The sequence below is a fragment of the Loigolactobacillus backii genome (assembly GCF_003946275.1).
GTDB lineage: Bacteria > Bacillota > Bacilli > Lactobacillales > Lactobacillaceae > Loigolactobacillus > Loigolactobacillus backii.
In genome coordinates, this window is record NZ_RHNQ01000003.1 from 45,628 (window position 1) to 67,726 (window position 22,099).

Genomic DNA, 22,099 nt, shown 5'->3' on the forward strand with positions numbered 1-22,099 from the left:
ACATTTAGGTTAATTTACTAATGATAAACAAGAATTATTGTACGCTTATCAATCTCCGTATTCTAGCCCGAATTTTGTTTAAATTTACAAATTGAATCAACACGCACAACGTAGCTAAATTAATGGTAAAAATTGCGCGTCGTAACCTAATAATTTCTAGGTTCTAATTCATAATACCAGTTAATTCATTAAAGTATATCCCCCAGCGAATTTTGTTTAATTTTTCCTAGTGATTTAGACATTTTACGCTAGGCAGTAGCACCCAAAACAGCGCAAAAGTCAATTCTGTCATTATTACCTTTAATCAGCTCAGAACGTAATCAACGTTTAGAATATTCCAAAACAAAGAGGCCACTGACTTTTTAGTCAGCGGCCTCTTACTATTTCCGATCATTACCTAATGCGTAATGGTAGAACCAAGGTTTTCATCAGTTTATTCAGATTGGCGTTTAACCATTAATTGAATAATTTAGCTGCGATTACTTGTAGTTCGTGGTCTATTCTATAAAACTAGACCCATATTAGTTATGAACCAAGTCGTGCTTAAAAATGGCTTCCTAAGTTGGCAGATCAGGCTACATCATGCCGCCCATACCACCAGGCATACCACCACCGGCACCAGCAGCGCCTGCATCAGGTGCCTTTGGTTCTGGCTTATCAGCAACAACTGCTTCGGTTGTTAATAGTAATGATGATACAGAAGCAGCATTTTGAAGAGCCGAACGAGTTACCTTTGTTGGGTCGATAATCCCAGCATCGATCATATTCTCCCAGTTGCCATTAGCGGCATTGTAACCAACTTCTGGATCTTGTTGCTTCAGGTGTTCAACGATAACTGAGCCTTCAACACCAGCATTTTCAGCAATTTGCCGAACAGGTTCTTCTAGGGCACGAAGAACAATATTAATACCAGTTTGAACATCACCTTCGGCTTTTAAGCTAGATACGGCCTTAATAACGTTAACCAAAGCAGTACCACCACCGGCAACGTAGCCTTCTTCAACGGCGGCACGTGTGGCGTTTAAAGCATCTTCAATCCGATATTTTTGTTCTTTTAATTCAGTTTCAGTTGCGGCACCAACCCGAACAACTGCAACACCGCCAGCTAATTTAGCTAAGCGTTCTTGTAATTTTTCACGATCAAAATCTGAGGTTGTGTCAGCAATCTGTGTTTTAATTTCAGCAACACGTTGTGCTAAGGCATCTTTGTCGCCAGCACCCTCAACAAGTGTTGTATTGTCTTTAGTAACCGTAACCTTACCAGCTTGGCCTAATTGATCGATGGTTGTATCTTTCAATTCAAGTCCAAGATCTGATGTGATTAAAGTAGCACCAGTTAAAGTAGCAATATCTTCAAGTTGAGCCTTACGCCGATCACCAAAACCAGGTGCCTTAACGGCTACAACATTGAACGTACCACGAATCTTGTTCAAAACAAGTGTTGGTAATGCTTCGCCATCAACGTCGTCAGCAATAATCAATAAAGCCTTGCCTTGTTCAACAATCTTTTGTAATAATGGTAAGATTTCTTGAATGTTAGAAACTTTCTTATCAGTGACTAAGATGTATGGATTATCAAGGTCAGCTTCCATTTTATCGTTGTCGGTAACCATGTACTGTGATAAGTAGCCACGGTCAAACTGCATTCCTTCAACAACGTCTAAGGAAGTATCGATCCCTTTTGATTCTTCAATTGTGATAACACCATCATTACCGACTTTTTCCATAGCGTCAGCGATTAATTTACCAACGGTTTTACTTGATGAAGAAACAGAAGCAATCTGTGCAATATCATTTTTACCGTCAACTTTATGGGAAATCTTGTGTAATTCCTTAACGGCAGCGGTGGTTGCTTTTTCAATCCCATCACGAATGCCAACTGGGTTAGCACCGGCAGTGACGTTCTTCATACCTTCACGAACGATTGATTGCGTCAAAACGGTTGCGGTGGTTGTACCATCACCAGCGTTATCGTTAGTCTTTGAAGCAACTTCGGAAACTAACTTAGCACCCATATTTTCAAAATGATCTTCTAATTCGATGTCCTTTGCAATCGTAACCCCATCGTTAGTGATTGTAGGTGAACCATATGATTTTTCCAAAACAACGTTCCGGCCTTTTGGTCCAAGAGTTGTTTTAACGGTATCTGCTAACTTATCAACGCCACGAAGCATTGCTGAACGAGCGTCTTCTGAGAATTTTAATTCTTTAGCCATTTTAATTTTCACCTCATAAATGAATTTAGTGTGAACTTACAATCTGTTTTTGTTATGTTCACTACTATATTTTTTGCAGTTTTTTGGAAGTTACAAATTTTAATATTTGTGTTTAATTCTAAAGGAACCGTATTAACTAAGTTACTAATACGCTAAGCAAAGTTATTCAACAATTGCTAATAAATCCTTTTCATGTAAAACTAAATAGTCGGCGCCGTCGTAAGAAACATTGGTACCGGAATACTTATCAAACATAACGTTATCGTCAACCTTGACTGTCAAGGGAACAACGTCACCATGATGATTTGTGGCACCTGGGCCTGCTGCTACTACTTTACCCGTTGTTGGTTTTTCTTTTGCGTTAGAAGCTAACACAATACCACCAACTGTTTTTTCTTCTTCATCTTCTACTGAAACAATGACGCGATCGCCTAATGGTTTTAACACGTTTAATCCCTCCATTTATCATTTGATGAGTTTTAGCACTCCTAGCAGTTAAGTGCTAATCACAATATTTATAATAACATGTTCTAGTTTGAATGCAAGTCTTAAGCACAAAAAAGCTTTAAAAATTTAATTAAAACCGCTAAGCTAGAAAGAGATATTTTAACGTACAAAAATCAACGCTCTAAAGGAGGATTATATGCTCGCACGAAAAAATGCTGTCAGTACCCTTAGCGTTTATTTGATTATTTTCTTATTACCTGCTTTAGTTAATTCAATTATTCGTTTAAAAACGGCTTTATACCTTTTTCAAACAATTGATTACGTGGTGGGTGCGGCTATTCTAATCATCATCTACCAGAAATTTTTTGCACCAACGCAAATGGAAAAGGGAGCGCAAACAAAAACTAGCCAGATTATTCTCTGGGGTATTCTTGGTGCTTTTCTGGCTCTGATTGGTCAACTTGCCGCCAGCTACTTAGATCAGCTTATCTTTCACACCACGACTAGCTCGGCCAACACCAGCGCTATCTTGACCGTTATTCGAAGCTACCCTTACTACCTAATCATGGCCGTCGTTGCCGCACCAATTATGGAAGAACTAGTTTTTCGGCGGACCATTTTTGGCTACCTTACTCCCTTCACTGGTAAATTTGGCGCCGCTCTAATCTCCAGTGTCTTTTTTGCCATCGCTCACAATGATAACCATTTACTAACTTACACAGCCATTGGCCTAGTCTTTTGTTACCTCTATCAGCGAACGGGCAAGATTGCGACTTCAATGATTAGCCACATGGTGATGAATGGCATTGTAATCTTAATGTTACTCTATCGTTAATATCCGCAGATTAAGGCTACTTTAATTAAATTAATGGGAGTGTGACAAAAGTCGGTTTTGGGTTTACTGCGTAACGTAAGCTAATCCAATAACAGTACTATGGTTATTGGATTAGCTGTAGTTAGGCACGTAAATCCAGACTTTTGGCGCACGTTCTAGAGCAATATTCGGAAACAGTAAGAGGCTAAGACTTTTTGTCCCAGCCTCATTAAATTTTGCGCAAAAAAACAACCAAGTCCTAATCTTGGTTGTTTTTTTGAACTATTTTATTTAGCAGTGTCGCTAGTGCCACCTTCATTACCGTAATGATCTAAAAAGTAGATCAACGTTTGTAACTCGTTGGCCAAATCAACATTTTGGATCCGAACAGTTGCCGGAACGGAAAGCCGAATTGGCGTAAAGTTCATGATTCCCTTTACGCCAGCCGCAACCAACTCATCAGCAACATCCTGCGCGTGATTAATTGGCACGGTTAAGATTGCGACATCGATTTGCTGAATCTGCAATTGTTCCTTCATATCTACCATTGGATAAACTGGCACACCACTTTGAATTGTGTTAGCAATCTCTTCATTAATATCGAAGGCTGCACTGATTCGAACACTATTCGTTTGTTGAAAATTATAGTTCAGTAATGCGTGCCCTAAATTACCAACCCCAACTAACGCAACATTGGTAAGTCGATCTTGATTTAAGGTCTTCTTGAAAAAATTGAGTAGATCTTCGACATCATAGCCGTAACCACGTTTTCCTAACGCCCCAAAGTAAGAAAAGTCGCGACGAATTGTTGCACTATCTACTTGTACTGCTTCTGAAAGTTCAGTTGATGAAACTCGGTTTGTGCCTGCGTTGAACAAAATGTTCAAATAGCGATAGTAAATCGGTAAACGTTTGGCAGTTGCCTTTGGTATTTTTGCCTCAGCCATTGCTTATCCTCCATTAGTCATCTTAAATTAGCTTGTGAATTTATCTTAATAGACAATGGTTATAATACCGTATTTACTTGTGAAATGCAATTAGACTGTTTAAAATAACCACCAATTTATTTGGGAAAGGGATCACTTATCAACCTAAACAGATCTCGAAAATACATGAAAACGCTTTAATAACCACCATAAACTTGTTCTTTTGTCTGTGAAAGCCGCAACTTTAATTTTCTTATGACTAGTACTGCTTTTCCTTTGTAAAAGTCGGCCACCTTTTGTCCCGCCCACTTATATGGTAAACTAGATTGAATAAATTGCTGAAATGAAAGGAAGGATTCCACTTTGATCTTACTGCAAGCACAAAACGTTGCCCGCCACTTTGGGGCCGATGTTTTGTTTGAACACGTTCAACTGGAAATTCAATCACAGGCGCGCGTCGCCTTGGTTGGCCGTAATGGGATCGGCAAATCAACATTGCTCAAGATCTTAGTTGGGCAAAATCCCCCTGATGTTGGCCAAGTGATCACAAGTAAAGGCGTCACAATTGGTTATCTACCTCAGGATACCGGCCTTGACTCAACCAAAACGATTTTTGCTGAAATGTTAACCGTTTTTGCTAAACTTCAAGCAATGGAAAAACGGATGCACACTTTAGAACAACAATTAGGTGATCCCAAACTACTAGCCGACGAGGAAGCTTACCAAGCTACCTTAAAATCTTATGAACAGTTGCAACACGACTTTAGCGACCAAAATGGCTACGGTTATCAGGCCGAAATTCGTACCGTTTTACACGGCTTTGCCTTTGGTGAAGACTATTATGATCACCCCATTAATGAGTTATCTGGTGGTCAGAAATCACGTTTGGCCATGGCTAAGCTACTTTTAGAAAAACACGATTTATTGATTTTAGATGAGCCAACTAACCATCTGGACATTGATACATTAACTTGGCTAGAAGGTTATTTACAAGGCTACTCAGGTGCCCTGTTAATTGTTTCCCATGATCAGTACTTTCTTGATAAAGTGGCCAACGAGGTCTACGACATGAGTCAGCATACCACCCGCCACTATAAAGGAAATTACACAAAGTACCGTGCTGAAAAAGCTGCCTACCAAGAACAAGAGTGGAAAGCTTACGAAAAACAACAAGCAGAAATTAACAAGCTCGAAGATTTCGTTAACAAAAACATTGTGCGGGCTTCAACAACTAAACGGGCTCAAAGTCGGCGGAAACAGTTAGACAAAATTGTCCGGTTGGAAAAACCGCAAAATGACAATAAGACCGTCCGCTTTAGTTTTAGTGAGGACAAGCCCTCTGGTAACCAAGTATTAGACGTCATTAACGCGGCTATCGGTTACAGTGCCACCCATGTTTTGGCGGACCCCATTGACCTGCACCTAAAACGTCATGAAGCAATTGCCATTACCGGCCCGAATGGTGTTGGCAAATCAACACTGCTAAAAAGTATCTTAAAACAAATTCCGTTTTTGCGCGGTGAGGCAAAACTAGGTGCAGGCGTTGACATTGGCTATTACGATCAGGAACAGGAAAACCTCCACCGTAATAAAACCGTTCTAAACGAAATTTGGGATGAGCATTCAACCATGCCTGAAGTCAATATTCGCAGCATTCTGGGCAGTTTTCTTTTTACCGGTAAGGATGTTGAAAAATCAGTTGCTGCCCTTTCTGGTGGCGAAAAAGCTCAGTTAATGTTAGTCAAACTAGCAATGAACCATAATAACTTTTTGATTCTCGATGAACCCACTAACCATTTGGACATTGATAGTAAGGAAGTTCTAGAAAAGGCATTACTTCATTACGATGGGACTATTTTATTTGTTTCACATGATCGCTACTTTATGAACCGCATCGCTAGTAACGTGGTGGAATTGTCCCGCCAAGGTACGAAGCGTTATCTTGGTAACTATGATTATTACGTGGATAAAAAGGCCGAGGAAGCGGCAATTACGGCCGAAAAAATGGCCAATGCGGGCCCAACTGAAGTTGTGAGCCACGCAGCAGCACCAGCTCAACAGGACTATCAGCTCAATAAGGAACAACAAAAAAAGGAACGCAAACTCAGTCGCGAAGTTGCGGCACTGGAGCAACAAATGACAACGTTAGACCAGCAAAGTCATGACCTTCAAGTTGCAATGACGCAACCTGATGTTTTGGCCGCCCCAACTAAGTTAACTGAATTGCAGCAACAATTGGAAACAATCACTGCACAACAAAATCAAGTTGAAACGGATTGGGAAGAAAAAAGTTTGGCCTTGGAAGAATTAACGGGTGATTAGCGTTTTTTAGTCTAAATCGTATTTTCCCAGTATTCCCTAGAAAATCTTTAAAAAAGCAGCAACAAAAATAACGACCACTATTGGTGGCTTATTCACAAGCTAGCAAAATGCTAGTAGGATAAGCTTCACAATCGCGGTCGTTATTTTTAATTTAGCACTTCTTCAGCGTAGGCAAAGGACAAACTGGGATCGGCATTTAAATCTAAATCAGCACGAGCACCTCGCGCCATCATAACGTGAGCCGCAGCCCCAATCATTGCCCCGTTATCGCTACACAAACGAATCGGTGGCACCACAAAATCCAAGTTAGGATCTTCCTGGTCGATTGCGCTGGTTAAGGCACTACGTAAAGCCGAATTAGCGGCAACACCACCGGCCAAAACCAGTTGGCCAACGCCATAGGCTTGACAAGCTCGCATTGTTTTCGTGATCAAAACATCAATCACACTAGCCTGAAAGCTAGCCGCCAAATCAGGTTTCGATAGTTTTTCACCTCGTTGCTCAGCATTGTGCACTTTATTGATAAAAGCACTCTTCAAGCCACTAAAACTAAAATCATAGTTAGCGTCTTTAATCATTGCCCGAGGAAAGTTAAACGTATCCTGCCCTAATTTACTTAAATCGTCAATCTTCTTGCCGGCAGGATAAGCCAAATTGAGTACCCGCCCGACTTTGTCAAAGGCCTCACCAGCAGCATCATCTCTGGTGTCACCAATGATTTCAAACTCACCAGCCCCACGCATGTAAACTAACTCCGTATGGCCGCCTGACACTAATAACGCCATCAGCGGATAAACCAGTGGCTTAACTAAACGAGCCGCATAGATATGACCTGCCATGTGGTTAACGGGAATCAACGGTAATTGATGGGCAAAGGCAACTGCCTTGGCCGCAGAAACGCCAATCAACAGTGCGCCAACTAGTCCTGGACCGTAAGTGACCGCAACCGCTGTTAAATCCCCGTAGGTTACGCCAGCCTGCGTCATTGCCTCTTCGGCACACAAGGTCACCTGTTCAACGTGATGGCGACTGGCAACTTCCGGAACCACACCGCCAAAACGCTTTTGGCTGTTAATCTGTGAAGCGATCACATTACTACGAATTTTGACGCCATCTTCAACCACCGCCACACTGGTTTCGTCACAACTTGATTCAAACGCTAAAATTAATTCTGGTTTCTTTTCAGTCACCGTCTTGTCTCCTACCTTCCTTGCCAGTACTTCTCCATAACCAACGCATCTTCAGTTGGATTAGCGTAATACGCCTTTCGCTGCGTCAAAAGTTGAAACCCCAACTTTTGATATAACTGCTGCGCCGCCAAATTTGTTCCGCGAACCTCCAACAAAAAACGGCACGCTTCAGTCTGCCGCGCTAATAGCCGCTGCCATAATGCCCAGGCCAAACCTTGTCGCTGAAAATCACGGTGAATAGCAAGGTTCGTGATCTCAAGTTCCGCAAATAATTTTGTGTAACTAACAAACCCCACTAGCCGCCCATTCAACTTTAAAAAACCGTAAAATTGATAATCGGTTTGCATATTTTCTTGAAAACTAGTTTGACTCCACGGTGAACCAAATTGATAACTTGCTTCACACAATTGAAAACAGGCCTTACTCAATTTCGCGGCGTGTGCCACAAGGTCCGTCTTTGTCGGAAAATAAAACACCACAGTCTTAATTCTCCTCGCCTAAAGGCAACATCATATTCAACGCATCTTCATGATTAACAACGTAGTAAGAACGTTTGATATTCTGATCCAAAAAACCCAGCTGATGGTATAAATGCTTAGCGGGCTCGTTTGAAACTCGTACTTCTAGTGTTAACCTAGCAGACGGAAGATCCGCCGCCCGTTGGATCATACTTAACATCAAAAAACGACCAATCCCAAAATTTTGAAATTTAGGTACGACAGCAATATTGGTCACGTGTGATTCAGTTTTAGTAAACCAGCAACCAATAAAGGCCACAATTTCGCCCTCAAAAATAAGGACAACGTAAAGTGACTGGGTTGTCTTTTTCAACTCACTTAAAAAAGCCGCCCGGTCCCAAGGCGTTGTGCCAGCATAACATTGCCGTTCAACTTCCAACAAGTCGTCGACATCATCTTGTTGAGCTCGGCGCATGCTAAAATTTTGCCCACCAAGGTTCACTGCCTGATCGAGAAAATTCAATGTTGGCTTTGTATTCGAATGTTGGTACCAATCCTTAAATCTCTTCCACATACGGTTCGTGCCCCTCATTTGTGGGATGCTGCTTCAACCAATTCGCCTCTGCCTCGGTAATCCGTAAATAATTTGGTGCAAACCGATGAATATTCGCCACTGGTTGGGCAGTTTGGCCAAGTAACGCCAATTTACTAGCGTGTGGTAAATTATCAATCCCACTAACAAACTGTGCTTGTTGCCCTAACTTAGCCGTAATTTGTGGCCGAAACGACTCAACGTCATCGCCAATAAACTGCAACGGTGCCGTTTGCGTAGCCAATTCGGCAAGCCAACTAGCCATCGGTGTGTGACGGTCGGCCAAAACTGAAACTAATTCACCATTCTGCCACCGATAAGCCCCAGTAAAGGCCGCATCCCGGCGAGCATTAAAGACCGGAATAATTAAACCGGCCGAAGTTGTCACGTTGGCTGCCAAAGCCGCTAAACTAGAAATTCCGACTAATTCTTTATGCAATGTCCAAGCAAACGTTTTGGCCGTAGTCACGGCAATTCGAATTCCAGTATAGGAACCAGGACCCTGAGCAACAACAAAGCGATCAACGGCCGCTGGTAATAGACTTGTACTCTTAAATAGTTGGGCAACTGCCGGCATTAAACTTTCACTGTGCGTCTTACGAACGTTAATGGTTGTTTCACCTAAAACAGTTTGGTCGCGGACAAGTGCAACACTCATTGCGCGGTTAGATGTATCAATTGCTAAAACTAACATCTCGAACTTCCTTTTTAGTATTTGTTGGTATCGTAGCACAAATTAGCCTTTTTTTCATTAGTTGTTACCTAAAGGCTCTTAAAAAAATATGTCTATTTTGCATTTTTAAATATAGCCTAGTGCAGATTTGAAAGGCGGCCAGACTCAATTTCATAATTGAGAAGTGTCTTTTTTGATACTCACTAGTCCTTTTTGATCACAAAAGTGGACCAAAAGCCAATTACTGCTGGTGACCACCAAAAGTGTTTCGGCCGTTTCACGACCAAGCCACTCTCTTAGGCCAATCCTCAGAATTTCATTGCCTTTTGGTCCACTTATTTTTTACAATCTATCCCGCAAACTTAACATATTGCGGTTTGTTCCCAGCCAATACACCAACAGAACTTGAATTGGCGTTAATATTAAGTCCTTTAAAATTCGGATGGGTAAAATCCCCCAAAATGGCGTTTTATAAAGAATTGTTAGCCACAATGTATTTAAAAAGACGTTAACGACAAGCATAATAATTAAGGTAGCCATAATAACCCGCCACCAACTCATGTTTTGCCGGTAAAAGAACACCCCATAAATGACGCCGCCTAAGAATGCCGAAATAGTAAAACCGACAAAATAGGTCCCCGAACCGCCAAGTATTAAGGTATTAACTAAATCACAAATCACCGCTGCTAGTCCTGCCCACCAGGGTCCAAACCACCAACCCATAATAAACGTGGCCAGAAAAACAAAATCCACCCGGACTGACCAAATTCCAAACACGGGAAACTTACCAAGCACTAATTGCAGTGCCATTAGTAGACCCAGAATCGCAATACTGCGCGCACTGAGCCGTTTACCTGTTAAAGCTACTTTCAAACTGGACATCTCCTCTTGGAGTGCCACAAATATGAGATCGTGCATTTAGCTTTGTAGCCAAGTGTCTAGTTCAGCAAACCGTCACGTGAGGCGTCCCTCACGCACACCTTGAGAAACCTCCCCCAAAATATGCGGCGAATGCGGCAAAGAAATCGCAACCAATATCGGTTTTCGGGTGACGTTCACATTCCGTTCCGTCAGCACTTAACGCTCCTAGCCTACTCCGTTATTTTTTTGTACATTTTTCATTATACTGCTTCAAATTCACCAGGCCAACTAGTTAGGCGAAGTTTTTTAATTATTGTTAAAAAAAAATGAGAAAAAGCTTGGCGAACTCTGATTAAAATCACGGTTTAATTTCATTTTCGTTCCTTATTATCAAGAATGTAACCAAAACAAACCAAACCTTTTTCATTTTTCGACTCTTTTTCGTAACTGAAAAGAGACTCTCCCCAGACCATCTTCTTCCCCGAAGATGGTCTTTTTTTAAATGAGGCTGGGACAAAAGTCCTAGCCTCTTACTGTTTCTGAACATTGCTCTAGAATGTGCGCCAAAAGTCTGGATTTACGTGCCTAACTACAGCTAATCCAATAACCATAGTACGGTTATTGGATTAGCTTACGTTACGCAGTAAACCCAAAACCGACTTTTGTCACACTCCCTTTTTTTAAATGCAAAATAAAGTTATCATTTAGATTAAATAAACGCTCTAGGAGGTTACAATGAAAAAAATTCTAATTTTACACACCGGCGGCACCATTGCCATGTCCGAAAATGAAAGTGGCACCATCATTCCAGGGGCTTCCAACCCACTAATGGCCTACAATCAATTATTTGCTGGTCAATATGATGTTAGTTCTGAAGAGCTATTCAACCTTCCTTCGCCCCACATTACACCTAAAGAAATGTTACTGCTGAGTCAACGCATTAATCAGGCCGAACAGGCCGGGGTTGATGGTGTTGTCGTCACTCATGGCACAGATACTTTAGAAGAAACGGCCTATTTTTTGGATCTGACCTTGCCCAGTACCATTCCCGTGGTGATCACCGGTGCCATGCGTTCCTCCAACGAAATCGGTTCCGATGGTCTTTATAATTTGGAAAGCGCGGTAAAAACGGCCGCCGATGACGATGCCCGGGGTAAAGGCGTTCTCGTCGTAATGAACGATGAAGTTCACACCGCCCGTTTTGTGACGAAAACGCACACTACTAACGTTGCGACCTTCCGTACCCCTACTTTTGGCCCAATTGGTATTATGGAGAAAAATGGCGTTAAATTTTTTCAAGAACTAACGGAACAACAGGCTTGCCCAATTACCCACGTCATTGATCACGTTTACCTATTAAAGGCATACGCCGGTATGGATGATCACTTACTAACAATGTTAGATCTGCCTAGTACCAATGGTTTAGTGATCGAAGCAACTGGTGCTGGCAACCTGCCACCACAAACCTTGCCTGCCCTTGCTAAACTCATTGCCCATAAGATTCCCATTATTTTAGTGTCCCGCTGTTTCAACGGCGTTGCGGAACCTGTCTACGGCTATGAGGGTGGTGGCCAGCAACTACAAAAAATGGGGGTTATTTTTTGCCAAGGCCTCAATGGTCAAAAAGCACGTATTAAATTACTAGTTGGCCTATCAGCCGGTAAAAACGGCCAACAATTAGCCACTTATATGCAAGACGCCATTTCTTAATTTATAGGTCCCTTTAATTTAAATTTCGCCTTCAACGGCGTAAACTGTTTTTTGAGGTGAAGATTATGAACGGAAAACAGCATTTAAAAACTGTTTATGCAGCTAAGGTTAAAAATATGACGCCAAAACAGCGACAAAAATTTGATGGCTTCCTTCTGGCCGTCACTGCGGCTGCCGAAAAACAACCTAAACGTAAAATTAAGTCATAAAATACCGCACCCCTAATTTCACTTAAAAATGAAATTGGTGGTGCGGTATTTTTAGTTTATTTCTTTGCTTGCTTTTCAGCTTCTAACTTCTTAGAAAGCGCGATAATATACTTTTTCAATTCATCTTTGACCTCAGGATGTTGCAAACCATACTCAATATTGGTTTCAACGTAACCAAGCTTGTTTCCAACATCATAACGCTCACCCTTGAATTCGCGAGCAAACACGCGCTGAGTTGTATTCAAGGTGTCAATCGCATCGGTTAACTGGATTTCACCACCGGCACCAGGTTTTTGCTGATCCAAGATGTCAAAAATCTCTGGAGTTAACAAATAGCGGCCAATAATGGCCAAATCGCTGGGAGCTTTATCAACAGCCGGCTTTTCAACAAAGCGTTTAACGTTGTACAGACCAGGAAATTCTTCAATTTGCGGATCAATCACACCGTAAGCCGAAACGTCCTCATGGGGCACACGTTTAACGGCCAAAGTTGAAGCGTGTGTTTTTTCGTAATCGTCAATCAGCTGTTTTGTCAAGGGCACTTTATCGTGCATTAAATCGTCGCCTAACATAACAACAAAGGGTTCATTAGCAATAAATGATTTAGCCAAACGCACGGCGTCGCCTAAGCCATTTGGGTGCGACTGGCGAATGAAGAATAAATTAACCTTCATGTTGGTCGTTTCTTGAACGGCCTTTAACATCGCTGTTTTTTGCTTTTTAATTAAATTCTGTTCCAATTCTGGTGCTGAATCAAAGTGGTCTTCAATTGGCCGCTTGCCCTTACCAGTAATAATTAGGATATCGTCAATTCCGGACGCCTGGGCCTCTTCAACAATAAACTGAATGGTTGGTTTATCAACGATTGGTAACATTTCCTTTGCCATCGCTTTAGTGGCCGGTAAAAATCGTGTTCCAAGTCCCGCTGCCGGGATAACTGCTTTATGTACTCGCATGTAAATTCCTCCAATAAAAGATTTGCTCCCATTATACCGTATTTTGCCAGGGATGAACCGACAAATCAAGTCGCTAGCGAAACCGATTTCAAATTAAGTCACTAAAACCACGCCATCGTTGCCATTTTTGGTATAGACCAAAGTATAAAAATATTTGCACCTAGCCTACTAATTGATCAACTTGGCTGGACTAAATCAAAAACGTCTTTCTATTTTCCACTTAATTTCTTCAAACCAACCCTAAACAAAAAACGAACTAAAGAATGGCCATGATCTAAGTTATTTAATAAACTAGATCAAAATTACCGTTCTTTTGGTTCGTTTCCATCACCTAACTAGAGACTTAATCTTTTTGCAAGTTGCTTATAATCGTCACTAGTTAGTTGCTTTAACACGTGATTGTAATGAGCTGGAATCTTTTCAGTTCCAATCGGAGTAAACAAAAAACTGCTACGAGCATTTTCAACGTATGTTTGTAAATCAGGATAAGCAGTGATTTGTTGCTTATGATCCACCAAAAAACTCTTGAACTGCTGTAATAACTCGTAATCATTAACGACTTTAGTTGCTGTAAACATCCTGCGCACTTCCTTATTAAAATTAAATAACTTCTCTTACCAAGAGTTACAATAACGCCGTTACGGTCTTTTGACAACCATTTTGCTATCATTCATAGGGAATCCTCATTTTGACTTATGCAAACATCATCATTTTCAAATAAGGCCACTGTGCTGGGCACTACAATCGCTTAGTTAACAGCAGTTTGTTGCTTCCTGATCTTAATCTAATTAACATTTAATGTTAGCTGGAAGTTGCCCTACTAAGTAACGAAAAAAGATCAGCCTCAGGAAGTAAACTGCCTCCCAAGACTAATCTTAAGTTGATTTAATAATTTAGCTTAACGAAATGTCAGCCTAGCAAAGTGTCAAAAGTTATTTTGCTTAATAACTCAGCAGGTGCTTAAAGACACTTCCTAATTAAAGACGTAACTGTTGCTCAATTTGGTGAATATCTTCGGAAGTCAATTGGCGAATAACCCGATTATAGCGACTAGGAATCATGTGACTACGACGCAGTGGGAATGAAAAAGCAGTTCTTTCCTTTTTTACGTAAGTCGTCAGATTGGGGTAGTGGCTAATTTGTGATTGACGTTCCCCTAAAAAACTCTTAAATTGTTGAAACAGGTCATAATCTGAAACCGTCTTCGTTGCTAACATAACGTTCTCTCCTTTAAAATGTCCGTAAGTAATTCGGCTATGGCATCACCATAACATAGCCATAGTTAAAGGCAACTGATTTAGGTTGCTATGAGGGCATTCTTAGGAGACTCTTACTTTGATTTAATTTAATTCTGTTGTGCCACTTACCTAACATGAAAATGTTAGAAGCCTAACATGCTTATTTACTACTTTTTTCTAAAGCCGTTAAATAGGCGTGACTCGCCACTTGTTCCTTAGCATCGTTGGGATCGGCCAAATTGATTTCATAAATATTAGTTGCCCGTGGATTAAGGCGGGGCAAAACCTGCGCCCAGTCAATTGCGCCTTTACCAACTTGTAAACTATCGTGAGTTAGGCCCATGGAATCCACAATATGATAATGGACAATATGATCGCGTAACCGTTCTAAGGCAGCCAGTAAAACGGCATTATTGCCGTGGGCTTTGATAAAACAATGACTGGTATCAAAAGCTAAGCGGTAATTTTTCGCGTAAATCCGGGCATCTATGGCTGGATCACCATAAAAATATAATGGGGAAATCGAATTTTCAAACATGATTCGTTCACCACCAATTTTGGCAAAGTAGTCTAGTCGACCAAACATTGCCTTCTCGGCCGCTGCAAAATCATCGTACATTGCAATAAATTGCGGTGTTTGGCGAAAATAAGAACCGTGTAGTAGTACCTGAACGCGCTTTTGTGTTGCAATAGCTAACATGGCCTCTGTACTGGTTTGAATGAAGCGGTAAAGTTCGGGCATTTGTTCTTCCGGTGCAATCAATTCAGTATAGTTTCCTTGGTAACGCATTGGTTGATGTAAAACAATCCTGCCCGTCACTGCTTTCACCTGGTCAATGGCCGCCTCTAACCGTTTTAAACCTTCTACTGTAAAATCACTTTCTTGTAAAAAAAATTCAAAAACTTCTGGCCGATACTGTAGCCGATCATTGATTTGGCTTGCTGCAGTGCTGGCCTTCAAACCAAGCTGAACTGTCAATTGCGCCGCTCCCTTTTTTTAATTTAGTATAACACGCATTTTTTTAAACAAATGACTGCCATTTTCGGTATACTAGAAAGTGTTAAAGTTCGTTTGGCTACTTGATCACAATTTTCAAACCTAGCCTGAACGTGAAACTCACTTGAAAGAAGGATGCTAAATGGCTGATTCAAACGAAAAACAAATTGCGGCGGACCTCACAAAGGCCTGGCTTGCCCAATTCAATAATCAAGACGACCAACACAAGATTGCACCAGAAACGGTTGCTAGTACTTATAAGTTTTTGGAAGACGTGGTTACAGGAACAATTCAACCACAACCGAAACCCTAATGAACGTTTAAAAAACGGACGCTGGACAGCTTAGCAAATCCTCACTTAGTTATGCTGAATTTGGCCTAAAACAAACCGTTTTTCACGTCATTAATTAGGCTTAAATTGACCAAAAATGTCCGCCGAAAAGCGGGCTTTTTTTGGGCCCAAAAAACAGGTTAAATTTAGGTTAATTTGCTTTACTTTTTGCGTGGTACAAGCTATGGTGAAGCTGTAAAGAGCCGTTAAATAGTACCATTGAAAGAAGGCGTTGATCATGCGAAAAATGATCCAATTAAGTGCCCTGATTTTAATGAGTTTATCCCTTGCAGCTTGCAGTGATTCTACTGCATCGTCAACTAAACAAGCAGCACCGGCTACAAAAATTAGTCGAATGGCTAGCCGGCAGTCAACTAGCTCAACAACTCAATCAGCAACTAAACAGTCACAAAAGACCAAAGTCGCTGATCATTCAGCCGTTAGTTCTTCAGTAAGTAGCGATCAGGTTGCAACTAAGGCCACCAAACAGGCAGCATCATCTGAAACCCGTCAGGCTAGTCAAAGCAGCAACGACGCACAAACAGTGCAGCCAGCAGCAACCCAAACCGAAAGTAACAGTGGCAGCACTGCTACCCGGCCAACTAACACGATGCAAAATAATGCTAGTGATAGCTACAATAACAAGGTTAACAACAATTCAAATGCTGGCCAGTCGGCAACTAAACAACCGACTAATATGATGCAGAATAATGCTAGTGATAGCTACAATAATAAGGTTAATAATAACCCAAGTGCTAGTCAGGCAGCGACTAAGCAATCTAGCAACATGATGCAAAATAGTGCCAGTGATAGCTACGACAATAAGGTTAATAACAATTCAAATGCTGGCCAGTCAGCAACTAAACAACCGACTAATATGATGCAGAATAATGCTAACGACAGCACAAACAACAAAGTCAATAATAACCCGACTGCCGGACAATCCAGCAGTGTAGTCAACTAACGAACTCAAGCGACTATTTATAAAATAGTTCGGGGGAGTGGGACAAAAGTCAATTTTGGCGCACGTTCTAGAATAATGATCGAAAACAATAAGGCGACCAGGACAAAAGTCTTGGCCGCTTTATTTATATTTTTATTCTAATTATTGTGGTTACCGCCCGTTTTAGCTGGGAAATAAGCAATTTCTTACGGGCGTTTGCCGGCTTGGTTAACTTTTCCCCTTTTACAATTCCCTAAAAGCTAATATAATGAAGAAAAGGAAATTAAACAAAATGATAATGCCGCGCAATCTATTTTGGCTAAAGCGAATTGTTTCAAGCTTTTCATTGAAAGCGATGATTGAAACCCATTCTTGCTCGATCAGTTGTTCGCTTACGCATCAACTTTGGGAAACCTTCCTAGCAAAGTTCGCAAAAATAGCGTATATTTTGTGTGACGCCATTTTGTTTAATCATGTTGGCGTATCATTACAATTCATTTTAGGAGTTTACTTATGAAAAAAATAATTAGTTTAGGGCTTGTTTTAACGACGACGTTAACGTTGAGTGCTTGCGGCAATCAGGCTAGCAGCAAACAATCATCCTCTGAACCAGCAAGCAGTCAATCTTCCAGTACTAGTAAAAACAAAGTGAAAAAGTCTGGTTCACAAAGCAATCAAGCTAAAAACAACGAAAAAAACACTAGTACACAAAGTAGTCAAGCAACGAGCACTGATACTACTGATGGCAGCACCGTTGTGGCTTCCAATTCGTCTGCACAGAGTTCAACACCAAGCCAAGCAGCTAGTAAGCAAGCGGTTAATAGTAACAGCACTAGTGACCAAACTAGCAGTAACAGCCAGGCAGTTGCTCAATCTACAACTACAAGCGATCAATCAGAACCACAAGCAAACAACCTTTCGGCTAGTCAAATTCGGCAAATGTTAGTGACTCAAATGCACGCTAATGGTAGTGCTTTGGCAACTATTCCTGACAGCACAATCACTAGTACCTATAACCAGGCCGTTAAAGCTGGCTCTGATGTCGGTGGTGTTTATTACCCATTACTGAAACAATACCCAGCAATCGGTGGCGACGATGCTAACTATTACGGCCAGCAATCAAGCCAACCGACTAGCGGCCAAGCTAACTAAATTATCACGGACTGCAGTTTCGACCTGTTTTCCTTACCCAGTATTAAATTTTTAAATAATGCTTATACTTGTGTTTTAAAGAATAGTAATTAAATATTCTTCAAAACACATTCTATTTAATTTGGAGGTAAATTAATGAAAAAAATACTTAAGTTCATGGTTCTTTTGTTAACCGTCTCGGGCCTAGCAGCCTGCAGTACCAATGGTTCAACAAACGACTCATCAACCTCTTCAAAAAAGAGTTCGTCGGCACAAGTTTCTAAATCTTCAGAAAGTTCAACTAGCGCGGCCAGTGAACAGCAATCCAGCCAGGCAACTTCCGCTAGTCAGGCCAGTGACTCTAATAGTCAATCTACAGCCAGCCAAACCTCTGCTAGTTCTGGCCAATCAAGTCAAAACAGTAACAATAATATGCAAAATGATCCTAGCGACAGCAATAACAATAAGGTCAATAATGATCCAAAGGCTGGATCGCAATCTAGCAGTAGTAGCTCGCAGTCGCAGAATGATATGCAAAATAACCCTAGTGACAGTAATAACAACAAGGTTAATAACAATCAAAATGCCGGCCAATAATGGGCACGACTACAAAAAGGTCGTTATTTTTTGAGAACTAGCATTGCGTAATGAACGGCATAAATTATTCAGCAGCGTAGTTAATGACAAAAATAGACCTTTTAGCATACGTTCGTACTAAAAATTCTGAACCTAACAAGCGGGTTGCGACAAAATTCACTTTTTGTTACAGCCCTTTTGTTGTCCATTTTTACGGCCGTGATTTTGGCTAAAGCCACTCCTTCAAGGTGACTGGGCTCGATCCTTACGACAGTATCGTCAAAAGGCACCAATTCTTAGCTAAATCAACCCATTTTCTTAAATTTTCTAGTTTATAGTTAATAAATTAACTAAAAAAGGGGTCATTTACTTGCAAACATCGACTACGCGTCACCCCACCAGAAAGCTTGGCCTTGTTCTGCTGGTTGGTGCATTTTTTAGCATTTTTAATACTTTATTTTTTAGCCTCGACTTCACGAGCTTAAATGGGACTAATCCAAGTCTAAAATGGGATCTGCTGACTACGATTCGGATTGGTTTAATGCCTGGTACCAGCCTACTATTATTAAGCTTTGGTTATTACACTAGTGGCCGCCGTGCCTCAATTTTGGCTGCTTTTAAAAGTTGGCTTTATATTGTTGGTCTAGGCACCCTAATCACCTCAATTACGGCTTGGATCGTTAAAGAACCCAGCCTTTGGACGTTATACGACACCATTTTCCCCATTATGCGTAACAGCTACCCGCTGCTCACCGGCGTTTTACTAGCATTATTAATTCAACCACAATTAGAAAAGTGGCTGCTGCAAACCAAACCTAGCTACTTACGCTTAGGCTTCTTATTAATTACGTTGCTCACCACCGTTTTTAACCATGATATTTTTAATTTTAATGGTGGCCAATCATTCTTAGCGGCCTTTCTTTTGGTGACGGTGGGTATGTACTTACGCCAGCATCCCTTAAAAGCCAAATTAGGCCGCTCCTTAATTTGGTCAGGCAGTTTGTTTTTACTAACTGTTTTTCTGACGGTCCTCATGTCACATATTTCCTACATGACTCATAGCGATCAATCCACGGCTTTACGTTTTGCGAGTCCGCTAACCATTAACGTTGCCTACATGAGCCTTTTTTTATTTAATTTTCTAACACTACTACCAACTAAACTTAATTTTCAACTCAAAAAACCACAATACTTCATTCTCTACGCCCTCTTGCTCAAATCAGCAACTTACTTAGCTTTAAATTTGAAGACGCTAAACACAAACTTAGCCGGCATTAGCACTCGTCTAAAAGGACTCTACACCTTTAGCGAAGCCTTGGCCTTCATTATTGCCGGGCTCTTACTGAATTGGCTTTTAGTAAAATGCTGCCAGCACGGCCAACGGTGGCAACGCTGGTCCCGGGCCCACGAAAATTGGACCTGGGTTAACTTACTGGATAGTATTGAAAAAATCCCCCACCAATTACACCAGCTGCTCGTTAGACACAAGTTATTCTTCGCAACAACGGTAACTTTTTACATTTTAGCGTTAGGTTCGATGCTAGCCATGAATACCAGTCTCCGAATCACGCCAAACACGGCCCTAAACTACAACATTTTTTTGTATACGTTTTTCCAACGCCAATCGATTATCTGGTTAAACGTCTTAATTATTGCCAGTCTATTTTTCATTCTCTTAGTCATCTTCAATCGTTATTGGATTGCCTTCATCGTGACCGATTTGGCCCTTTTCTTATGGACAATTGCGAATGTGCTTAAAATTTCAATTCGCGTGGAACCCATTTTGCCATCAGAATTATCCATGATTACGGCCCTAGGCAGCTTAGCGGGAATGATAACGCCAACAATGATCGGCCTGATGATTGGCGCCGTTATCCTGAGTGTTGGTCTAATTATTTGGCTGGAAATTCGCCACCCAATCAAACTTGGTCGCTTTGGCGTACGGCTAGTTATCAGTTTATTGGCCATCGTCTTTTTAGCGTCAAGTTTATTTTTAAACCACCAAAATTCACCCGTCCAACTTATTTCAACGGCGCTAGGTAATTCGCCAATGTTTTATAACCAACTTGTTGGCGCCCAAAAAAACGGCCCCATTCTACAATTTCTTAATAACTTGGATGTCACCGTCATGGCTAAACCAACTGACTACTCTAAGTCCGAAATACAACGCGTTATGAAACGTTACGAAACGGCCGCCCAACAAATTAATAAAACACGTACCACTGATATTAGTAAACAAACCGTGATTTTTAACTTAAGTGAAAGTTTTTCCGATCCTGAACGTGTCCCTAACATGACCATCAATGAAGACCCAATGCCAAAAATTCGGGCCATCAAGCAGCAAACCACTTCTGGTTTAATGTTGAGCTCCGGCTACGGTGGCGGGACGGCAAATATGGAATATCAAACGTTAACTGGTTTTGCCATGAGTAATTTTTCACCGACCTTGCCAACGCCTTACACGCAACTAGTGACTAATTTGGACAAGACACCTTCCGTCACGGAAAATTTCGGCTATAGTAGCGCCATTCACCCTTATTCCGGCGTTTACTATAATCGTGAGGCCGTTTACAAAAAGTTTGGCTTTAACAAGTTTGCCTATCTCGGTAGTAAAACACCGATTAAATACCAGTCTAAAATCGGCCGTAGTCCTTATTTATCCGATGAAACAGCCTATAAGAACGCTTTAGCCCAGATTAATTCCCGTAAAGGTGGTCAATTCATTAATCTGATTACCATGCAAAATCATTTTCCTTTTGATAAAGATTTCTATAATAACCACAGCTACAAGGTTTCTGGCAGTGCTGTGGCTGATCCTAACGCCCAGAAATCTGCAGAAGACTTTGCTACCGGCGTTCACTACACCGATAATGAAGTTGCCGCCTTTAAGAAAAAGATCGATAAAATCAATAAGCCGATCATCTGGGTTTGGTACGGGGATCATTTACCAGGTATTTACTCTGGTGACGATATGGCAACTGATGGCCTGGCGCTGCACGAAACGGATTACTTCATTTACGCCAATAAATATAGCCGCCAACATGGCTATAAACAGCAACAAGCTAGTTACGTTGGGCCAAATGATTTTACGGCGATGATGCTGGATCAAGCCAACGCAAAGGTTTCACCATACCAGGCGTTGTTGACCAAGATTCACAAGGAACTACCGGCAATGTCGCTAAGTTCCTTCACTGATTCAGTCAATACTTACAATGATGACGGTCAATTTGTTAATCAAAAAGGTCAGTTGGTCACTAAATTGACCAAAAAGCAAAAGCAGCTGCTACACGATTTTAAATTGATTCAGTACGATGTTAATGCGGGGAAACAGTATTCGGTCACCAAAACATTTTTAAAGTGAAATCATTCCCCTTCGTTCGCACTTATAGCTACCATATTAAATCCGCAAAAAGCGTGGCTAGCTTTTCCTGGCCACGCTTTTTACATCTAAAAAATACAACAAAAACAGGATTGCGGCTAGGACTTTTATCCCGTCGCAATCCTGCTTT

General features: G+C 41.2%; 21 protein-coding genes and 1 riboswitch. Of the genes, 9 read left to right on the forward strand and 12 right to left on the reverse strand.

Going from position 1 to position 22,099, the window contains the following annotated elements:
* Nucleotides 1–575 precede the first annotated feature (575 nt).
* Nucleotides 576–2,216 carry a chaperonin GroEL gene (gene groL, locus EKM61_RS01275; protein WP_068280896.1) on the reverse strand — a complete coding sequence of 547 codons (1,641 nt, stop codon included), beginning with the start codon at nt 2,214–2,216 and terminating at the stop codon, nt 576–578.
* Nucleotides 2,217–2,378: 162 nt separating this feature from the next.
* Complete coding sequence (gene groES, locus EKM61_RS01280) at nt 2,379–2,663, reverse strand: co-chaperone GroES (protein WP_068223293.1); 285 nt, start codon at nt 2,661–2,663, stop codon at nt 2,379–2,381.
* A gap of 196 nt (nt 2,664–2,859) precedes the next feature.
* Between groES and EKM61_RS01285 the strand changes: the two genes are divergently transcribed.
* Nucleotides 2,860–3,498 carry a CPBP family intramembrane glutamic endopeptidase gene (locus EKM61_RS01285; protein WP_068223290.1) on the forward strand — a complete coding sequence of 213 codons (639 nt, stop codon included), beginning with the start codon at nt 2,860–2,862 and terminating at the stop codon, nt 3,496–3,498.
* A gap of 266 nt (nt 3,499–3,764) precedes the next feature.
* On the opposite strand, the gene EKM61_RS01290 is transcribed toward EKM61_RS01285, so the two are convergent.
* Nucleotides 3,765–4,424 carry a redox-sensing transcriptional repressor Rex gene (locus EKM61_RS01290; protein ID WP_068223287.1) on the reverse strand — a complete coding sequence of 220 codons (660 nt, stop codon included), beginning with the start codon at nt 4,422–4,424 and terminating at the stop codon, nt 3,765–3,767.
* Between the two features lie 342 nt (nt 4,425–4,766).
* Between EKM61_RS01290 and EKM61_RS01295 the strand changes: the two genes are divergently transcribed.
* Nucleotides 4,767–6,725 carry an ABC-F family ATP-binding cassette domain-containing protein gene (locus EKM61_RS01295; protein ID WP_068223284.1) on the forward strand — a complete coding sequence of 653 codons (1,959 nt, stop codon included), beginning with the start codon at nt 4,767–4,769 and terminating at the stop codon, nt 6,723–6,725.
* 146 nt (nt 6,726–6,871) lie between these two features.
* Here EKM61_RS01295 and tsaD read toward each other — a convergent pair whose 3' ends face one another.
* The 5 genes from tsaD to EKM61_RS01320 all read right to left on the reverse strand — a co-directional run bounded on the left by tsaD (nt 6,872) and on the right by EKM61_RS01320 (nt 10,511).
* On the reverse strand, nt 6,872–7,915 hold the full coding sequence (tsaD, locus tag EKM61_RS01300; RefSeq protein WP_068223282.1) for a tRNA (adenosine(37)-N6)-threonylcarbamoyltransferase complex transferase subunit TsaD: 1,044 nt from the start codon (nt 7,913–7,915) through the stop codon (nt 6,872–6,874).
* 11 nt (nt 7,916–7,926) lie between these two features.
* Nucleotides 7,927–8,394, reverse strand: a complete 468-nt coding sequence (gene rimI, locus EKM61_RS01305; protein ID WP_158234209.1) for a ribosomal protein S18-alanine N-acetyltransferase — start codon at nt 8,392–8,394, stop codon at nt 7,927–7,929.
* Nucleotides 8,395–8,398: 4 nt separating this feature from the next.
* Nucleotides 8,399–8,947: a ribosomal protein S18-alanine N-acetyltransferase gene (gene rimI / locus EKM61_RS01310; protein ID WP_068223279.1), complete on the reverse strand. Its 549-nt coding sequence runs from the start codon at nt 8,945–8,947 to the stop codon at nt 8,399–8,401.
* The gene (gene tsaB, locus EKM61_RS01315; protein ID WP_068223276.1) at nt 8,931–9,659 is read right to left on the reverse strand and encodes a tRNA (adenosine(37)-N6)-threonylcarbamoyltransferase complex dimerization subunit type 1 TsaB; all 729 of its coding nucleotides are present in this window, start codon (nt 9,657–9,659) and stop codon (nt 8,931–8,933) included. Before tsaB ends, rimI (EKM61_RS01310) begins: the two co-directional genes overlap by 17 nt.
* A 321-nt stretch (nt 9,660–9,980) precedes the next feature.
* The gene (locus EKM61_RS01320; RefSeq protein WP_225359715.1) at nt 9,981–10,511 is read right to left on the reverse strand and encodes a folate family ECF transporter S component; all 531 of its coding nucleotides are present in this window, start codon (nt 10,509–10,511) and stop codon (nt 9,981–9,983) included.
* 130 nt (nt 10,512–10,641) lie between these two features.
* A riboswitch (THF riboswitch) is annotated at nt 10,642–10,739 on the reverse strand.
* A 495-nt stretch (nt 10,740–11,234) separates the two neighbouring features.
* Here EKM61_RS01320 and EKM61_RS01325 point away from each other — a divergent pair.
* Both EKM61_RS01325 and EKM61_RS11960 read left to right on the forward strand, forming a co-directional pair.
* Complete coding sequence (locus tag EKM61_RS01325) at nt 11,235–12,209, forward strand: asparaginase (RefSeq protein ID WP_068223268.1); 975 nt, start codon at nt 11,235–11,237, stop codon at nt 12,207–12,209.
* Nucleotides 12,210–12,274: 65 nt separating this feature from the next.
* Nucleotides 12,275–12,418, forward strand: a complete 144-nt coding sequence (locus EKM61_RS11960) for a hypothetical protein (protein WP_156519986.1) — start codon at nt 12,275–12,277, stop codon at nt 12,416–12,418.
* Between the two features lie 56 nt (nt 12,419–12,474).
* Here EKM61_RS11960 and galU read toward each other — a convergent pair whose 3' ends face one another.
* The 4 genes from galU to EKM61_RS01345 all read right to left on the reverse strand — a co-directional run bounded on the left by galU (nt 12,475) and on the right by EKM61_RS01345 (nt 15,591).
* Nucleotides 12,475–13,374, reverse strand: coding sequence for a UTP--glucose-1-phosphate uridylyltransferase GalU (galU, locus tag EKM61_RS01330; RefSeq protein ID WP_068223266.1), 900 nt, complete (start codon nt 13,372–13,374; stop codon nt 12,475–12,477).
* Nucleotides 13,375–13,709: 335 nt separating this feature from the next.
* Nucleotides 13,710–13,952 (reverse strand): hypothetical protein, encoded by a 243-nt coding sequence (locus EKM61_RS01335; protein WP_068223262.1) that lies wholly within the window; start codon nt 13,950–13,952, stop codon nt 13,710–13,712.
* Between the two features lie 399 nt (nt 13,953–14,351).
* Entirely contained in the window at nt 14,352–14,591 is a 240-nt protein-coding gene (locus tag EKM61_RS01340) for a hypothetical protein (RefSeq protein ID WP_068223259.1), read from the reverse strand.
* Between the two features lie 181 nt (nt 14,592–14,772).
* Entirely contained in the window at nt 14,773–15,591 is an 819-nt protein-coding gene (locus tag EKM61_RS01345) for a sugar phosphate isomerase/epimerase family protein (RefSeq protein ID WP_068223255.1), read from the reverse strand.
* Nucleotides 15,592–15,751: 160 nt separating this feature from the next.
* On the opposite strand from EKM61_RS01345, the gene EKM61_RS11965 reads away from it, so the two are divergent.
* The 5 genes from EKM61_RS11965 (at nt 15,752) to EKM61_RS01365 (ending at nt 21,951) form a co-directional block, all read left to right on the forward strand.
* Nucleotides 15,752–15,922, forward strand: a complete 171-nt coding sequence (locus tag EKM61_RS11965; RefSeq protein WP_156519985.1) for a hypothetical protein — start codon at nt 15,752–15,754, stop codon at nt 15,920–15,922.
* Between the two features lie 256 nt (nt 15,923–16,178).
* Nucleotides 16,179–16,904, forward strand: a complete 726-nt coding sequence (locus tag EKM61_RS01350; RefSeq protein ID WP_068223252.1) for a hypothetical protein — start codon at nt 16,179–16,181, stop codon at nt 16,902–16,904.
* A 492-nt stretch (nt 16,905–17,396) separates the two neighbouring features.
* Nucleotides 17,397–18,035 carry a hypothetical protein gene (locus EKM61_RS01355; RefSeq protein ID WP_068377002.1) on the forward strand — a complete coding sequence of 213 codons (639 nt, stop codon included), beginning with the start codon at nt 17,397–17,399 and terminating at the stop codon, nt 18,033–18,035.
* A gap of 135 nt (nt 18,036–18,170) precedes the next feature.
* On the forward strand, nt 18,171–18,611 hold the full coding sequence (locus EKM61_RS01360) for a hypothetical protein (protein WP_068223246.1): 441 nt from the start codon (nt 18,171–18,173) through the stop codon (nt 18,609–18,611).
* Nucleotides 18,612–18,960: 349 nt separating this feature from the next.
* Nucleotides 18,961–21,951 carry an LTA synthase family protein gene (locus EKM61_RS01365; RefSeq protein WP_068377005.1) on the forward strand — a complete coding sequence of 997 codons (2,991 nt, stop codon included), beginning with the start codon at nt 18,961–18,963 and terminating at the stop codon, nt 21,949–21,951.
* Nucleotides 21,952–22,099 lie beyond the last annotated feature (148 nt).

What these genes read in the sequence shown, in the direction of transcription:
- groL (WP_068280896.1), bottom strand. Translation starts at nt 2,216, where the DNA reads ATGGCTAAAGAATTAAAATTCTCAGAAGACGCTCGTTCAGCAATGCTT.
- EKM61_RS01285 (WP_068223290.1), top strand. Translation starts at nt 2,860, where the DNA reads ATGCTCGCACGAAAAAATGCTGTCAGTACCCTTAGCGTTTATTTGATT.
- EKM61_RS01290 (WP_068223287.1), bottom strand. Translation starts at nt 4,424, where the DNA reads ATGGCTGAGGCAAAAATACCAAAGGCAACTGCCAAACGTTTACCGATT.
- rimI (WP_068223279.1), bottom strand. Translation starts at nt 8,947, where the DNA reads ATGTGGAAGAGATTTAAGGATTGGTACCAACATTCGAATACAAAGCCA.
- tsaB (WP_068223276.1), bottom strand. Translation starts at nt 9,659, where the DNA reads ATGTTAGTTTTAGCAATTGATACATCTAACCGCGCAATGAGTGTTGCA.
- EKM61_RS01325 (WP_068223268.1), top strand. Translation starts at nt 11,235, where the DNA reads ATGAAAAAAATTCTAATTTTACACACCGGCGGCACCATTGCCATGTCC.
- EKM61_RS11960 (WP_156519986.1), top strand. Translation starts at nt 12,275, where the DNA reads ATGAACGGAAAACAGCATTTAAAAACTGTTTATGCAGCTAAGGTTAAA.
- galU (WP_068223266.1), bottom strand. Translation starts at nt 13,374, where the DNA reads ATGCGAGTACATAAAGCAGTTATCCCGGCAGCGGGACTTGGAACACGA.
- EKM61_RS01335 (WP_068223262.1), bottom strand. Translation starts at nt 13,952, where the DNA reads ATGTTTACAGCAACTAAAGTCGTTAATGATTACGAGTTATTACAGCAG.
- EKM61_RS01340 (WP_068223259.1), bottom strand. Translation starts at nt 14,591, where the DNA reads ATGTTAGCAACGAAGACGGTTTCAGATTATGACCTGTTTCAACAATTT.
- EKM61_RS11965 (WP_156519985.1), top strand. Translation starts at nt 15,752, where the DNA reads ATGGCTGATTCAAACGAAAAACAAATTGCGGCGGACCTCACAAAGGCC.
- EKM61_RS01350 (WP_068223252.1), top strand. Translation starts at nt 16,179, where the DNA reads ATGCGAAAAATGATCCAATTAAGTGCCCTGATTTTAATGAGTTTATCC.
- EKM61_RS01355 (WP_068377002.1), top strand. Translation starts at nt 17,397, where the DNA reads ATGAAAAAAATAATTAGTTTAGGGCTTGTTTTAACGACGACGTTAACG.
- EKM61_RS01360 (WP_068223246.1), top strand. Translation starts at nt 18,171, where the DNA reads ATGAAAAAAATACTTAAGTTCATGGTTCTTTTGTTAACCGTCTCGGGC.